This is a genomic window from Marinobacter guineae (assembly GCF_002744735.1).
Lineage (GTDB): Bacteria > Pseudomonadota > Gammaproteobacteria > Pseudomonadales > Oleiphilaceae > Marinobacter > Marinobacter guineae.
The window spans coordinates 1,093,877-1,110,057 of record NZ_KZ319339.1; the positions used below are offsets into that span (position 1 = coordinate 1,093,877).

Annotated in this window: 13 protein-coding genes; 6 read left to right on the top strand and 7 right to left on the bottom strand. The window is 58.1% G+C overall.

Annotated elements, in window-relative coordinates; genetic code table 11:
* Positions 1-7 precede the first annotated feature (7 nt).
* Positions 8-916, bottom strand: a complete 909-nt coding sequence (locus tag CLH62_RS04950) for a DMT family transporter (protein WP_099617010.1) — start codon at positions 914-916, stop codon at positions 8-10.
* A 236-nt stretch (positions 917-1,152) separates the two neighbouring features.
* Here CLH62_RS04950 and CLH62_RS04955 point away from each other — a divergent pair, with 236 nt between their 5' ends.
* Positions 1,153-2,205, top strand: coding sequence for a TRAP transporter substrate-binding protein (locus tag CLH62_RS04955; RefSeq protein ID WP_228152770.1), 1,053 nt, complete (start codon positions 1,153-1,155; stop codon positions 2,203-2,205).
* Here CLH62_RS04955 and CLH62_RS04960 read toward each other — a convergent pair.
* From CLH62_RS04960 to CLH62_RS04970, 3 genes are read right to left on the bottom strand one after another with little or no spacing between them, the layout of a single operon-like run.
* Complete coding sequence (locus tag CLH62_RS04960) at positions 2,179-2,982, bottom strand: mechanosensitive ion channel family protein (protein WP_099617012.1); 804 nt, start codon at positions 2,980-2,982, stop codon at positions 2,179-2,181. The two genes, CLH62_RS04955 and CLH62_RS04960, sit on opposite strands and share 27 nt — an antisense overlap.
* A 10-nt stretch (positions 2,983-2,992) precedes the next feature.
* Positions 2,993-4,261, bottom strand: coding sequence for a hypothetical protein (locus tag CLH62_RS04965; RefSeq protein WP_228152771.1), 1,269 nt, complete (start codon positions 4,259-4,261; stop codon positions 2,993-2,995).
* Positions 4,262-4,294: 33 nt separating this feature from the next.
* Positions 4,295-5,134 carry a 23S rRNA (adenine(2030)-N(6))-methyltransferase RlmJ gene (locus tag CLH62_RS04970; protein WP_099617013.1) on the bottom strand — a complete coding sequence of 280 codons (840 nt, stop codon included), beginning with the start codon at positions 5,132-5,134 and terminating at the stop codon, positions 4,295-4,297.
* Positions 5,135-5,316: 182 nt separating this feature from the next.
* Here CLH62_RS04970 and CLH62_RS04975 point away from each other — a divergent pair, with 182 nt between their 5' ends.
* The 5 genes from CLH62_RS04975 (at position 5,317) to CLH62_RS04995 (ending at position 11,592) form a co-directional block, all read left to right on the top strand.
* Complete coding sequence (locus tag CLH62_RS04975) at positions 5,317-6,612, top strand: imelysin family protein (protein ID WP_099617014.1); 1,296 nt, start codon at positions 5,317-5,319, stop codon at positions 6,610-6,612.
* 2 nt (positions 6,613-6,614) lie between these two features.
* Positions 6,615-8,021 (top strand): di-heme oxidoreductase family protein, encoded by a 1,407-nt coding sequence (locus CLH62_RS04980; protein WP_099617015.1) that lies wholly within the window; start codon positions 6,615-6,617, stop codon positions 8,019-8,021.
* 20 nt (positions 8,022-8,041) lie between these two features.
* Positions 8,042-9,079 carry an imelysin family protein gene (locus CLH62_RS04985; protein WP_099617016.1) on the top strand — a complete coding sequence of 346 codons (1,038 nt, stop codon included), beginning with the start codon at positions 8,042-8,044 and terminating at the stop codon, positions 9,077-9,079.
* A gap of 14 nt (positions 9,080-9,093) precedes the next feature.
* A complete protein-coding gene (locus CLH62_RS04990; protein ID WP_099617017.1) occupies positions 9,094-10,188 on the top strand; it encodes a DUF1513 domain-containing protein in 1,095 nt (364 codons plus the stop codon).
* A gap of 84 nt (positions 10,189-10,272) precedes the next feature.
* Positions 10,273-11,592 (top strand): MFS transporter, encoded by a 1,320-nt coding sequence (locus CLH62_RS04995; RefSeq protein ID WP_099617018.1) that lies wholly within the window; start codon positions 10,273-10,275, stop codon positions 11,590-11,592.
* 29 nt (positions 11,593-11,621) lie between these two features.
* Here CLH62_RS04995 and CLH62_RS05000 read toward each other — a convergent pair whose 3' ends face one another.
* The 3 genes from CLH62_RS05000 to CLH62_RS05010 form a co-directional block, all read right to left on the bottom strand.
* Entirely contained in the window at positions 11,622-11,987 is a 366-nt protein-coding gene (locus CLH62_RS05000) for a DUF4870 family protein (protein WP_099617019.1), read from the bottom strand.
* A gap of 68 nt (positions 11,988-12,055) precedes the next feature.
* Positions 12,056-13,696: a methyl-accepting chemotaxis protein gene (locus tag CLH62_RS05005; RefSeq protein ID WP_099617020.1), complete on the bottom strand. Its 1,641-nt coding sequence runs from the start codon at positions 13,694-13,696 to the stop codon at positions 12,056-12,058.
* Between the two features lie 219 nt (positions 13,697-13,915).
* Positions 13,916-16,018 carry a PhoX family protein gene (locus CLH62_RS05010; protein ID WP_099617021.1) on the bottom strand — a complete coding sequence of 701 codons (2,103 nt, stop codon included), beginning with the start codon at positions 16,016-16,018 and terminating at the stop codon, positions 13,916-13,918.
* Between the last annotated feature and the right edge of the window lie 163 nt (positions 16,019-16,181).

Below are 16,181 nucleotides of genomic sequence, written 5' to 3' on the forward strand. Positions count from 1 at the left end.
AAACCAGCTAGCTGCCAAGGGTCAGGGCCTCTTCCCGGACCTTCACTTTTTTCTGCTGGATCCAGAGCCCCATCATGATCAGGACCAACCCGATGTAAGTCGAGTGCAGGATCTGCTCGTCCAGAATAAAATAGATGAACACCAGCGAAAGGAACGGTGAGATAAAAATCAGGTTGCTGACCTTCGAGGTGTTTTCCGCCTTCTTCATGGCGTAGGACCACAGCACAAAAGCAATGCCCATCTCAAACACACCGACATAGACCGCAGCGGCCAGAGACGTTCCGATGGAAAAGGTCAGGCCTTCCGTCCACCAGCAAATCATCAGAATCACCGGTAGCCCGCACAGAAAATTCAGGAACAGGCCAACCACCGGATCCCGGGTGTCACGGGTGGCAATAATCCAGTAGGACGCCCAGACCACTGTACTGCCAAGTGCGAGAGCAACCCCGAGCGGATCCTCGAAACTGAGGGACGTTACGGCCCCGCGGGTGGCAATCACCACCACCCCGGCATAACAGACCAGGCCCGCTACAATATCCAGTTTGCGCAGCCGATGCCCCAGAAACGGTACCGACAGATAGGCCAGCACCAGGGCCCAGGTATAGTTCAGCGGTTGCGCTTCCTGGGCAGGCAACCGGTCAAAGGCTCCGAACAACAAAAAATAGTACAGGCAGGGATTAATCAGCCCCATACCAAAGGACTGGGCGTACTGTCTGCGACTGAGTGAAAACACCAGATGCCACCGACCCTGAAGCATCAGGATAATGGCCATCACAACCACCGACGCGCTGCAGGCAATCAGCAGCATCTGGACAGGAGCCAGCTCCCGCAGGGAAAGCTTGAACGCGGTTGCCACTGTGGACCATAAAAGCACAGTGCCGAGACCATACAGCATGGCCTGTTTCTGGTTCTTCATTCACGGCCTCCTGCCGGCGACAGGTAAATCATGGTATTACTCCCCTCAGGTCCAGGCTGGCCCTTGATCAGTTTTGGCGACAGTGTAATGCAATCACTCCCTGTTACCCACGGCAGCGAGCATTCTTGTGTTACCTTGTATATCAAAATCAAACAAGGATTGAGAGAACTGGGGTCCCCGTTATGCACACATTCCGTTTCAGGTTTTGGCCACTGTGCGCTGCCTTGGTATTAGCGTTGGCCGGATGCTCTGACGACCAGAATGCCAACAATGGGGAGTCCACCGCCAAAAGCCCGGAGGCGCCCGAATACCCGGTTACCTGGCGCTTTGCCCTGGAGGAGATTGAGGGCAGTGTGCAGCATGCCTATGCAGAGGCCCTGAAAGAGCGAATTGAGGAACGTTCCGACGGCAGAATCCTGATAGACGTCTTTCCCTACGGCTCTCTGGGGACTTCAACCCAGCTCACCGAGCTGGTCCGGAATGGTTCGGTAAACCTCGCTTTCGCCTCACCTGGACACCTGGCCGACAAGGTCCCGGAAGTGGGCATTTTCACCCTGCACTTTGTTCTGCCCGAGGACACCAGCGTCACCCGGCAATTGCTGGCGAGCCCGGAACTGATCACCCTTTTCGAACAACCCTATGCAAGCCAGAACATGAAGTTGCTGGCGTTCGTTCCGGAGGGCTGGATGGCCTGGACGGCGGATAAGGCTCTGCGCACACCGGAAGATTTCCAGGGATTCCGGATCCGTACCATGACCTCCGATATAGCCGAGGAGGCCTATCGCGCTTACGGTGCCGAACCCAGCCAGATTCCCTACTCGCAGGTATACAGTGATCTCCAGTTGCAGAAAATTGATGGCCAGAGCAATCCTGTTTTTGCCATTGAGGAAATGGATTTCTATGAGGTCCAGAGTACCCTCACCGTTGCCCGGCCAGCGCAGTTTGTCTCATCGGTTATCTCCAATCTTGAGTGGTACAACAGTTTGCAGGAGAACCAGCAGCAGTGGCTCGATAACGCCCTCAAAGATGTCGCCGAGATCGCCTGGGAAACCCAGGAAGAGCTCAACCAGACGCGACTTCAGAAAATGCTCGAAGAGGCCCAGTTAAGCGTGGTGCGTCTGACTGATGCGGAGCGGGAGGTTTTTCGTGAAGCCAGCATGCCGGTTCGGGATATTTATCTGGAACGCACCGGAGAAAGCGGACAGCAGATCATGGGAACGCTGCTTCAGCTGATCAAGACGCTGGAGGCCAAAAACCAGGAATCAGCGGATTCCGGCAACGGGGGCTGAGACAAAGCGGATGCCTTCGACTGACAGCGCACTTGCCCCGCGTGCCGTCAACTCGGATATAAAGTGGAACTGGTCTTTAAGCTCAACCGGATAAGCCTTCAAGCGGTAGCACATGCCCCAGGGATTATTGGAAACCACAACCAACACTGGCCGGAACGTCCGGGTTTGGGGGCAGGTGAAGGCCACATCCCGTAGCAGACTCATAACCCTGCTGACATCATGATGGGGCTCAAGGTTGAATTCGGCCACACACATCAGGTTGTCTGTGCCATCGTTGCCATTGGCAATCAGGGAATTCCAGAGTTTGCTGTGGGGAATCACCACCACGGTATCATCAGGCGTAACGATCTCGGCAGCCCTGGTGCCAATGGAACGCACTTCCCCGTACTGGCCGTCCACTTCTATCCAGTCACCCGGGCGATACGGCATCTCGTAGAGCGTAACGACGCCGGCAATCAGACTGTTTGCATAATCCTTGAAGGCAAAGCCCAGGGCCAGGGCCAGCGCACCAAAAATGGCAATCATGTTTTCGAAGGAGGGGTCCACGAGTATCGGAACCACCACAATGATGGTCACCACGATGATGACCAGCCGCAGCAGCGGAACCGATGCCAGGACGTAGAATCGGGGTTTGCCGCCCAGCTTTCCTGCGATTTTAGGTAGCAGCTTCTGAATGACGATGGTCAGCGCCGTTCCAATAAGCACCACGACCAGTGCCTCCAGCAACGCCACGGAAGTAATTGCCGAAAACGCTTCCTTGATTCCGAGATCACTCATTATCCATCTCCTACAGCATGTCTACAGGAAAGCCCCAACTGTCCAGGTGTCGCCGGATGGAGGGGTAGCCGAGTGCCGTGACCATCCAGCCTTCGCCGGCCGCCTGCTGCTCAATCAGTTCGGAGCGCGCCAGCCGGGCCAGAATGAAGCTCAGCTCACCCTCCGGAATGCCCGTTACCAGAGCAAGGCTCGATGCATTCAGTCCGTCATGCAGCAGCAGCGCGTGCAAAACCAGCCCGATGTTGTCGCCCTGGGTCTGGGGTACGATGGGCAGACCCAGCTGATCAAACGGAACAACCCAGAACCGCGTGACCTTGGTGCTTTCAGCCACCCCCTGCCCGGGGTCCTCCGATTGGGCCTCCTCTTCGGGGCGGGCCCTGAGTGAGCGTTGCCAGATTGCCAGCGCAACGCCCGGATTACCTCTGGCTGCGGAGGCAAGATCCCGGAGGTATCTGCTGTGTTTACGTTTTTTACCCTCCCCCTGCTCAGCCATCGGCAACACATAGTGACCATCATCAGTCATCCGTACGATGACTGTCCGCTGACCCGCCTGCGATGCATGGAACTCAAACCAGGCACCAATTCCTGCAGCGTCCAGCGGCTCAGGGGTCAACGGGGCAAAATGGACATCCTGGAAATAGGCGGACCAGAACTGCCAGCACCAACTGGAACAACCGATAACTCCTGGCCCGAGGCCGCCAGCGGCAACCCGCCTCAGCAGCTCCCGGATCAATGCCAGACCCGACAAGTGGCGAAGCCAGAAATCCGCCAGTTCGGGAATAACCCAGGGAGTGGAAAGATCCTGCCGGCCCCACCATTCACGGGCGCCCTGGTCGTCCACCAGAAGGTTCTCCGGGGGCACTATCACAGACCATGGCCCGTGCACCCCAATTTTCGCCGGCTCAAGTTCCGGGAAAAACCCAAGAGCCGAACGAATGCCCGAAAACGGGGCCGCCACGAGGAACGTCACATTCTGGTAGGCATTGCCATCCGAGCGAGCATCCTCCAGCGACCTCAACAGCGCGCCTGCCAGTTTGGGGTAGTCCGGCTGCGGAGCCAGGGTTTGCAGTTTCGATCTGGATAATTCCGGCAGGCTATCGAGGCTTTCAAACGCCCCTGCTTCCGGCGCAACGCCCGCACGGATTTGTGCCAGCGCGTGGCGAAAAGCATCTTTCAGGGACCGCCTGACGGACGTTTCGGGCGCTTTCCACTGATCAAAAGGGATGAGTGCTCCCGGCAGACAGGGGCAGTCAGTCTTTTCAACCGGTTCTTCCGTCAATCCTGTCACTCCTTCAGACCATCAACCGGCCGGCTATTCAGGCACCAGCCATTCCACGCTATGGGATAGATTCAGAGCATCCGGCCCGGCAACGCCATTGATCATTTCCGACAACCGGACATCGAATCCCCAGGGCGGATTTACCACCAGCATCCCGGAGCCTGTCATACCTCGCTCCGGTGGCGTTCGCAGGTGCGCCTCACTGCACAGCACCTTAGGGACAGCGGTCGCCCTGACAGCGTCTTTCAGCTGCCCCTGAAGGCCACTGGTCAATATCGGATACCAGACAAGATAGACCCCATGCCGACATTTTTGCCAGGCTTTTCCCAGAGTTTCAGCAACATCCAGGTAATCGGACTTGACCTCGTAGGATGGATCAATCAGTGCCAGCAGGCGAGGCTGCTTCGGGGGCAACTGCCTGAGCAAACCAGCCAGGCCATCCTGCCTTAGCACATGAACCCGGCCAGCAGAAGCCCAGTCCGCCAACTGTTCACCTTCAGAGGGATGGAGCTCAAACAGGGTCAGATCATCCTCGGCCCGGAGAAAATGCTTGAACCAGGCAGGTGACCCAGGATAAACCGTCAGTTCCCCGCTTCCGGCATTGAACCGTGCCAAAACATCCAGCACCTGGCGCCAATCCTCCGATCGCAGCTGCTCGCGGGCCCTCCAGAGCTTCTGGATACCGTTGTCCGCTTCGCCCGTTTTCCGGGCTCTTTCACTGCGCAAGTCATAGATGGCACTGCCGGCATGGGTATCAAAGCAGGCAATGCCGGATTTTTTTGCCTGCATCATTGCCAGAGCCAGCGTCAGCGCCGCATGTTTCTGAACATCGGCAAAATTTCCGGCGTGGAAGGCGTGTAGATAACTCAACATAGTGGGGCTCCATCCTAACGAAGCCATTAAGCCCGATCACGGCCGAACAGAGCAAGAGGCTCTCCGACAGAAAAACCAAATCAAGACCGGAATCTTCCTTGCCATCCTCGCGCCAACACCCCATAATTCTCAAACGAGAATGCATACTATTTAGATCAAGATTCCCATAAAAGGAGAATACCGTGTCATCCACCTTTCGCCCGGCCCCGCTGGTACTGATTGTTGCCGCCGCGCTCACCGCTGGCTGCGCCAACTCCCCTTGGTCCGCAGACAGGTCCGAACACGCCACCAGGGCGTCTGTTGTTGCGCATTATGCTGATCTTGCCTATGCGAACTACGAGGACGCCCTGCTCACTGCCCGAGCCCTGGACGAAGCCACTGATCGTTTGATTGCCAGCCCGACCGAAGCAAATCTGATAGTCGCCAAGGAAGCCTGGCTCGCCGCCCGGATTCCCTATCAGCAAACCGAAGTATTCCGTTTTGGCAACGCGATCGTGGACGACTGGGAAGGCCAACTGAATGCGTGGCCGCTGGATGAAGGCCTGATCGACTACGTTCAAGCCGACGATTACCAGCACGAGCTCGGCAATGCCGGGGCAACTGCGAACATCATAGGCAGCAGCAAGGTCAACGTCGGTGGAGAAACCCTGAATGTCGAAACGCTGACACCGGAACTGCTGGCCGGCCTGAACGAAGTCGGTGGCTCCGAGGCCAATGTGGCAACCGGCTATCACGCGGTTGAGTTCCTGCTGTGGGGCCAGGACCTGCATGGCTTTGACAACGGCGCAGGGGAGCGCCCGGTAACGGATTATGCTACCGGCGCCGATTGCACCAACGGCAACTGCGGGCGTCGCGGTGAATACCTCGATGCGGTGACCGATCTCCTGGTTTCCGATCTGGAATGGATGGTGGCTCAGTGGGCGCCGGGCAGCAGTGACAACTATCGCGCCCAACTGATATCCGCGGACGCCAACGAAGGGGTGCAGAAAATGCTGTTCGGCATGGGCTCCCTGTCACTGGGCGAACTGGCCGGTGAGCGCATGAAAGTGGCTCTGGAAGCCAACTCTTACGAAGACGAGCACGACTGCTTCAGCGACAACACCCACAATTCTCACTTCTACAATGGTCAGGGCATCCAGAATGTGTACACCGGCACCTACCGCCGTGTGGATGGCAGCCTGGTGACTGGCCCCTCCCTCTCCGATCTGGTTGAACAGACCAACCCGGAACTGGATGCTCGCCTCAATGCCCAACTGGACGCTTCCATGACAACCCTGGGCGCGATGAAGAGCCAAGCCGAGAATAGCCAGAACCCGGTGCCCTTCGACATGATGATCGCCCCGGGCAACTCGGCAGGCGCAAGGGTTGTCAATAACGCCATTATTGCCCTGGTTGAGCAGACCGGCTCGATTGAGCAGGCAGCCCGCGAACTGGGTATCGAAGCGCTATCTCCGGATGACGCCGGCCACGCGTTCTGATCATGATGAAATTGATTGTCCTTATGGGTGCCCTGGCGCTCGCCAGCGCACCCGCCTTTGCTCAGACTCACGCGGGCTACCCCCTTCAGACAACCCCGGCGACCGGGGGAGAAGGTACAGTGCGGCAGGCTGATACCAATGCCTATTCCCTGCCCCAGGGCAACCTGTCCATGACCAAGCGTCTCGACTTCAGCGTGGGCAACAGCTTCTTCCGTAACCCCTGGGTAGAAGCACCGGCCAGCACCGATGCCAGGGACGGTCTCGGCCCCCTGTTTAACACCAACTCCTGTCAGGGCTGCCATATCAAGGATGGCCGCGGACACCCGCCTGGCGTGGATCAGCCGCCGGTCTCCCTGTTCCTGCGACTGGCGGTCCCTGCCGATCCTGAAAAAGATGCGGATATCCTCCGTACCCATGGCTTCAAGCCTGCCCCGGTGTATGGGAGTCAGTTACAGACAGCCGCCCTGCCGGCGGCCAGGCCGGAAGCCGATCTCGTCATCGAATGGGAGCCCGTCACCAAAACCCTCGCAGATGGCACAAAAGTGGAGTTGCAAGACCCGGTTTACCGGATTGATAACCCCAACTATGGCCCCCTGCCCGACGACCTCCTCGTTTCCCCGAGGGTGGCACCCCAGATGATTGGCATGGGCCTGCTGGAAGCGATCCCCGTCGACAACCTCAAGGCACTCTCTGACCCTGACGACCGCGACGGCGATGGTATCTCCGGCAAGCTCAACCAGGTCTGGGACCTGGCCAGCCAGCAAACCCTGCCTGGGCGATTCGGTTGGAAAGCCGCAGAGCCCGATGTTCATCAACAAAGCATGGGCGCCTTCGCCGGCGATATGGGGCTGACGTCCTCAATAAAACCGACGACCGATTGCACCCCGAAGCAAGCGTGCGAGCGCTTTACCGAAGGTGGCTCCCCGGAAGTCAGCGACACGGTTGCGAGCTTCGTCACCTTCTATGCGAAGAGTCTCGCAGTGCCCGCCCGGCGTAACCTGGACTCGGAATCGGTTCAGCGGGGTGCCAGGCTGTTCAATGAAACCGGTTGCGCGGGCTGCCACACACCAAGGCACCACACCGGCAACGTGATTGATCGGCCTGACCTCAGCACTCAGATTATCTGGCCCTATTCCGATCTGCTTCTGCACGACATGGGGCCAGCTCTTGCAGATGGCCGGGATGAATTTCTGGCCAGCGGCAGCGAATGGCGCACCCCGCCGCTCTGGGGAATCGGCCTGGCGCAGGTCGTCAATCCGCAGGCGGGTTTCCTTCATGACGGTCGCGCCCGGACGCTGGAAGAGGCGGTGCTCTGGCACGGTGGCGAGGCGCAGCCGGCGGTGGACCTCTACCGCCAGATGCATGCAGCCGACCGTCAGGCGCTCATCGACTTTCTGAATTCTCTTTGAACTCTCTTTGAGGAATTGCAATGCATAAGCTGATGACCCTCGCGAACGCAGCGGCCCTGATTTTGCTGTCAGCCAGTGCCTATGCAGCAGATACTTCAGATTCCCCGGCAAGGAAACAGTGGCATCAATCCATCCAGGCGGGCTATCAAACGCTGGCGACAGAAGCCAACCGTTTCCACACCACAGCACACGACTACTGCAAGTCGCCCGGTCCGGATGCCCGGGCTGTGGCAGAGCAAGCCTGGATCGATGCATTCCTCGCCTGGCAGAAGGTCCGTTTTGTGGATTTTGGCCCGATCGAGAATAACAACCTGGCCTGGCAATTCCAGTTCTGGCCCGATCCGAAAAACCTCATTGCCAGAAAAGCTGCCTTCCTGCTGGAATCGACGGAGCCCGTTTCGCCAGAGGTCATTGCCCGCTCTGGCGTTGCGGTCCAGGGCTTTCCGATGGCGGAGTACCTGCTATATGACGAGCCACTGAATGCCAGTGAAGACGCCCTTCCTGCCCCAAAAACCTGCGACCTGCTCAGTGCCGTCGCCAAACATATCGCTACCAACAGCAAACAGCTCAGCAATCAGTGGCAATCGTTCAGGAAACATTACCTGACTACGAATCCATACCGGGACACCACCATCCGCAGCGCCATGACTGCCCTGGAAATCCTGGAACAACGACGTCTGGCACAGCCAATGGGCATGAGGGGCAACGACAAACGCTCTGCCTACGCCGCTGATGCGTGGCGTAGCGGTACCAGCCTGATGACGACAGAGGCGACCCTTCAGGGACTCGGGCAGCACTTCCTCCCCGGCCTGACTCTGCTTCTGAAAAACAGCAACCGGCCTGAGCTGGCACAACGAATCGAACGGCAGTTCGACGAAGTTCTGGAGAACTTCCCCGGGCTGCACTCGCCAATGGTAACTCTGCTGTCAGAGAGCGATGCGTTCAGCCGGCTCCAGAACTTCTATGTTGACGTCTCGCAACTCACCACCCTGGTAAACGACCAGGCTGCAGTAGAGCTCGGTGTCGTTCGCGGCTTCAACTCCAGTGATGGTGACTGAGGAGTGGCGGGACCATGAACCTGAACCGACGACAGCTTCTGAAAACCGGCCTTGCAGGTGGTCTGACAGCAACACTTACCAGCTGCAGCCTGCTCCCGAGAAAGACAGGCAGTTCGCCCGAGCACTTCACCGGGGCAATCGGTCTGCCCGATGGCGGTTTTGGCATCAGTTCGTTCGATCGCCAGGGCAAGCCCCTTTGGCAAACCCCGGTTGGAACTCGCTGCCACAGTGGCTGCAATCGACCAGGGGGCAACGAAGTACTGTTCTTTGAGCGCCGCCCCGGCTGGACTTTCCACGTTTTTGATCTGACCACCGGAACCCGAATCCATCAGGTCCAGGCGGCGCCTGGCGAACATTTTGTGGGACATGGCGTGTTTTCACCTGACGGACGCTGGCTCTATGCCACCGCCAGCCGTTATGAGCTGGGCGAGGGTATTGTTGTGGTCTACGATACGGAGCGCGGCTATCGGCGTGTCGATACCTTTGAGATGGCGGGCATTGGCCCCCACGAACTGACGTTACACCCGGATGGTGAGACTCTGGTGATCGGCCTCGGTGGTATCCTGACGCATCCGGATTACGACCGCATCAAGCTCAACCTGGACACCATGGACCCGGCCCTGATCCTGATGAACCGTCACTCCGGCACAGTTGTCGGGCGTTTCACGCCAGATCACCAACAGCAAAGCGCCCGCCACGTGAGCGTTGACAGCGGGGGCCAGATCTACGTTGCTTACCAGTATCAGGGCCCGCTCCATGAGGCGCCTGCGCTTCTGGCGCGTCTGGAAGGCGGCAGGCTGCAGGAAATCCGGTTTGACAACGACACCCAGCTAGCTCTGGGCAACTATATCGCCAGCGTGGTCGCCCACCCGGAGAACGACCTCGTTGCCGCCGCCTCCCCCGTCGGTGGCACGGCTGTGGTTTTCAGAGGCAGCACCGGCGAACTCCTGGCCCGGGCATCCATCCCGGACTGCGCGGGTGTCCAGGCCCTCGCCGGTGGCGACTTCCTGATCTCTTCCGGGCTCGGCAAACTGGTTCAGCTGGGTGCAGAGAACCATGCCCGGGAAATTGCCACGCTCCCCGTCTATTGGGATCATCACCTGGTCTGATCCTCCTGGCAATCCGTAGTCCGGTATTAAGGACAGCCATGCGAACTGGTATCCTTGCCCGACATATTTCCGGAGGACGGTAGCTTGACTGGCAACAATCACAAGAGGGACACCATCGATCAGCTCTACGCCCTGGTTGCGAACGAAGAAGACGCCCGGGTGTGCAAGGACATTCCCGAAGAGGCGTGCCAGGCGGTTCCCCGCAACTTCTTCCTGATTCTCGCCAGTAACGTGCTCACCAAACTGGGGGATCTGCTGATCAGCCCGAAAACCGTGCTGGCCTGGGTGATGAGCGCTGTTGGCGCGCCTGCCCTGGTTGCCTGGCTGGTCCCCATCCGCGAATCCGGCTCCATGGTGCCGCAAATGGTCATTGCGGCCTGGGTTCGGCGCCGGGCGGTTCGCAAATGGTTCTGGACGCTGGGGAGCTTCGGCCAGGCTGCCAGTGTCGTGGCCATGGCTGCAAGCGTGTGGTTTCTCGAGGGCTACGCCGCCGGCGGTGGCATCATAGCCTCCCTTATCGTTTTTTCACTGGCCCGCGGATTCTGCTCGGTGTCCATGAAGGATGTCCAGGGCAAGTGCGTTCCGAAAACCCGGCGCGGTCGGCTCTCCGGTCTGGCGGCCACCATCGGAGGCACTGCGACCGTGGTTCTGACGGTCCTTCTGTTCTGGGACCGGGGCGATCCAACCCTCGCCTTTTATAGCCTACTACTGCTTCTGGCCGGAGCACTCTGGATCATTGCCGGCCTGCTCTTTGCCGGGGTAGAGGAGTACGAAGGCGAGACCGGCGGCGGCGGAAACGCCATAAACCAAGCCTTCAGGAGCCTCTCCCTGCTCCGGGATGACGTTCCATTCCGGAACTTTGTGATCACCCGGGCGCTGTTGCTTGGCTCCGCCCTGGCTGCCCCGTATTTTGTGGTTCTGGCCCAGAAAGAGTCCGATATCGGCTGGATGCTGGGGGTCTTCCTGCTGGCCAGCAGTCTCGCCAGCTCGCTCAGTGCCAGCTTCTGGGGCTGGGCAGCCGACACCTCAAGCCGGAAGGTGATGATTCGTGGTGCCGGCATGGCCAGCGGGGTTTGCCTGGTGGTCGGCTTTACCGCTCTCTGGCTGGGTACCGATATCGGCAGCGTCTGGTTTTATCCGGTCGCCTTCTTCATATTGAGTGTCGCCCACGCCGGTGTGCGGCTCGGGCGCAAAACCTATCTGGTGGATATGGCCGGTGGCAACAAGCGCACGGACTACACGGCGGTGAGCAACACCGTCATCGGATTCCTGCTGCTCGCCACCGGCGGTCTGACGGCTCTGGTTTCAATGATTTCTGAAGTGGCCGTCATCATCGTGCTCGGCCTGATGGGACTGGCCGGGATGTTCAGTGCCATTCGCCTGAAGGAAGTGACAGAGGCTTGATGGCTAGCGTCCTTCATCCCTTCGGAAGATCAGGAAGGTGCCTTGCCATCGTTCAGCGCCAGGGCACCTTTTACAATGCGGAAGATAATCCAGATCGAGATACCCAGAAGAATGAACCAGCCGATGATCAGCGGCGTGGTTACAATTCCGATTACCGTCCAGAGCATACCGATCCAGAAGGTTCGGATCTGCCAACGGAAGTGACGCTCCACCCAGGTATTGCGCACGTCGTCCAGTTTGACGTAGTTGATAATCACGCCCACCAGGCCGGTGATACCCCCCAAAAAAAACGACAGCGCCTGAAGAATGTAGACCACAACCGCCATATTACGGGCCGGGTCTGAACGGCGGGACGCGGGGTCCGAATCGGCAGGGATAAACTCCGGTTCAGTCAAGGCAAGTCTCCTCTTGAACAATTAACCGGAGTCTACCACAGCACTACAGCCCGGGCGTCCCGACGCGATCAGTGATTGTCCGGACGGTAGCCAAGGCGGAAGCCGCCCCAGTGCTTGCCGTTCACATAGATCGGCACGGACAGATCGTGCATGATCTCGCCCGTATCCCGCCGGTAGGTTTGCAGCAGCATGTTCTCGGTATGCGTGCCACAACGGATTCCGGTCCGGTCATTGAACAGTCGCTTGCTCCGGCTCTTGACCAGATCCACCTTCGGATCCCCGGTCGGGGCTTGGGCGAAGTCGCGGTTGTGGGTGGGCACATAGCCATCCGGCGCCGCAGAGATGGCAAAGACAATCGCCTCATGGGCATTCTTGACCTGTTCCTGAACCGTGGGCAGGTACTGGTCAGTGAATTTGTCAAAACTGCTGGAATACTTGGGCGGATGGGTATTTGGAACCGGCGTTCGTTTCTTGTCGAACAGTGCGCTCTCTGACAGTTTACCGTCACGAATGGCCTGCTCGAACAGCTGACCAATCTGGTCGGCACCGGCTCGGGCCTGGTCGTAGAATGGACGGTGATAGCTCTCCTCGCTGTTCAGCGCGAAGGAGGCATTGGCTTTTTCCGCCAGCTCCATCAATGTGGCGGCCTGCTCTGCCAGAGATGCCACGCTGGAATCACTCTCGGAAATCTGGTCCCGCACGGTTTCGATGGCCGAGAACACCTGCGCGAGACTCTGTTCGTTGTTCTGGTCAATTTCGGCAATACGGGCAACCTGCTGCTGAACCCGGTCAGACTGATCCCGGATCTGCTCCAGGCGCTCACCAACGCTCTCGACGGAAGTCAGACCTTCCTCGACACTGCGGGCAAGATCTTCAATGCGGGACACGATCAGCGTGGTATCCGAACGAATTTCCTCGAGGGTTTCCGCCACTTCACCGGTAGCCTGGGCCGTGCGCCCCGCCAGCTGACGCACCTCATCGGCCACCACGGCAAAGCCCCGCCCCTGATCACCGGCACGGGCGGCCTCAATGGCCGCATTGAGCGCCAGCAGATTGGTTTGCTCGGCAATGCCCTGAATGGTGGTGGTCACACCCTGAATCTTGTTGGACTTCTCGTTCAGCTCCTGGATCAACCGTAGATTCTCACCGGACTGCTGGTGTACCGCACGGACGCTGTCGATGGCCGAGCTCAGTGCTTCGCGCCCTTCAATACTGACCTGCTTGTTCTGCAAAGCCATGGTGGCGGCGTCAGTGGCCTGCTCGGAGGACTCCCGGACGGTTTCGGTAATCTGGCCCGCGTAATCGGCCATCTGGGCGGTTTCTTCCACCTGGCGGTCCAGCCGAATCTTGAGCTGGTCTGCTGCAAAGGATACCTGGGCAGCCGAAATGGCGTTCCTGTCGGCGCTCCCCGATAGGGTTTCCACCAATGCGCGCCCGGCTTTTGCATCGGAGAGCAGTTGCCGACACTGGGCCTGAAGCGGATGGTCTTTCGCCAGGGTGCCATCGTTCAGAGCCTTGAGCCCGCGTTCGGTCGGCTCCAGCACCCGGACGATCAAAAAACCGCCAGCGGCTACCAGACCAACCACGAGACCAATCAGTAGCGAAGCGGGTTCAAGACCTAACAACGGCGCCACCACTGCACAGACGATCCCGAGAACGACGGCAACCGCCACCCCCAAAAAAATTGAAGCCCGATCCAGCAATCCCATAGAAACCTCTTCTTTATCGTTGCTTCTGCAAACATCTTGTTATTCAAGGCCATTGTGGAGACTAAAGAATTTATGTGAGTTAATAACTCATACTTTAGTGCATTTGACGTGTTTATCGGCTGGGAAAGGGGTTTCTGAAACAAAAAACCGCAAACCCGACTCACTCTGTTACCAAGTGGGCCGGGTTTGCGGTGTTCAGGTGATCGCTTTAGCGCGGAATCAGGCGCCGACAACACCACCGTCGTCGCGGGTCACGATCACAGTGGCATCGCGGGGACGAGGGTCGGTTGCATCCGGCCAGTTTCCATCTGGGTGCTGGATGTTGACGAACATGGTCTTCACATCCGGTGTGGAAACAACACCAGTCACTTCACAGCCGACCGGGCCAACGAAGAAACGCTTGATTTCGCGGGTCTCCGGGTTCGCTGCCAGCATCATGTTATTCTGGTAGGGTGCAGCGTCTGAACCGTCGGTCTGGATCCAGAGGCGACCGTTGTAGTCGAACCACAGGCCATCTGGACTATTGAAAATATTGTCGTCGGTCAGGGATACGATAACCTGGTCGTCAACCACGGTTTCAGTCCCCTGCTCACCCGCGAAGACAAAGATGTCCCACTCGAAGCCGGTAGCTGTGTGATCGTTACCTTCTTCGCTCCAGCGAATGATGTGGCCGGTACGGTTGATTTCATTCGGGTTAGCAGCATTGACGCCGTCGTAGCCGTCCTTGCCACGATTGGAGTTATTGGTCAGGGTGAAATACACCTGCCCTGAATTCGGGTCGACTGCACCCCACTCGGGGCGATCCATTGTGGTTGCACCAGCGATGTCTGCGGCCAGGCGCGTATTCAGCAAAACGTCCGCCTGATTCTCGAAACCATCAAAGGCAACGTCACCGACCGTCGTTCCTACCGCGGCATCGACCTTGGCTTTGAACTCCGCGTTATCCAGGTCCAGAGCCAGCCAGTCACCAGTGCCATCCTCATTGAAGCGCGCAACATACAGAGTACCCTCATCCAGCAGGTAGCCGCCCGCAGTCGCTGCATAGTATGGCTTTGAAGAGACGAACTTGTAGATGTACTCGAAGCGTGAGTCGTCGCCGGAGTAGCAAACTACCGGCTGGCCTTCCTTGACCGGCGCAAAGATCACACCTTCGTGGCCAAAACGGCCCAGTGCGGTGCGCTTTTGCGGCTTGCTTTCGGGAGTGAACGGATCGATCTCGACCATGTAGCCATAGGTGTTGGCTTCGTTGCGGTAGTCATCTTTAGCGGTGCCCGTTCCTGGAGTCACATCGAAACGAATGTATTGATCTTCCTGACTATCAGCCAATTCCCAGTCATATCGAGAAGACGCAGGTTTAATGGTAATACCATCGTCTTCGTAACTTTGACCACTTACACCGTGGCGAGCTTGCTCGCGGGGGAGCTCCAAGCTGTCATGCTTAAAGTATCCGTGCCAGTTCTCTTCGGCAGCCAGGTAAGTACCCCAGGGCGTCGGGCCCATGGCACAGTTGTTCAGCGTACCGCGAGTCTCGGTGGCATCCGGGCTATATTTGGTAATCAGCTTGCTGTAACCGCGAACCGGTCCACGGATGTCCATCTCGGTGTTGCCGGTGATGCGGCGATTGAAAGGGCTGCCGAAAACGACATCCCAGGTGCCTTCGCTATCCCGCTTGATGTGCACAACCGAAACACCGTGCGCAGCGATTTCTTTTCGCACGTCATCAGAAATGCGCTTTCCGTTCAGGTCCTTTACGCCAGTCCAGCCATTCTGCTTACCATTCTCATCAAAAACAGGAATCGTATTGGTGTGTTTCAGCAATGCCCGCTGATTAATGTACTCATGGTTCATCACCAGAAGGCCTTCACTGGAGCTGTTGCCACCAGCCTTCTGGTCAATCGGGAAGAAATGCACGCCATCGTGGTGCATGCCAACCTGTTGCTCCTGTTCAGCACCAGTATTGGTACCGTCAGCTTTGTATTCAGGGTAAGAACCGGTAAGGGGAGTCCCCCAGGGCAGGAATGCCTGGGAAGAGTACCCCTCCGGTACAACCACTTCATTGGCATTAGAGGTTGCAACAGCTTTAAACCCAAGGTCGGTACTGGCGACATTTCCGGTGGTAGTGGTGTCATCGTCGTCACTACCACAGCCGGCAAGGCCAAGGCCCATCACGCTGGCAAGGGCGGCACCCACGCTACCTTTCATTACAGTTCGTCGCTGCATGCGCGCGGCCAGAACCTGATGGAAAGGGGTGTTGTCAGAATGGTTAACTACCGGCTCGTAGTTCGGATCCAGGTAATTGGGGTCAAGGTCGTGCTTCGCCATGGTAATGCCTCTCTCAAAGAACAGCGGGTCGATGTTGTTGAGAGGCCAGTTTCGGCGGTAAATATGACAGTAAGCGTACGTTTAAAAGACAAATGCATTAACATTATTTTACAGAACCGGACCGGGGGAGATGACCGCCCCGTTCAACCTAATATATCGGGGC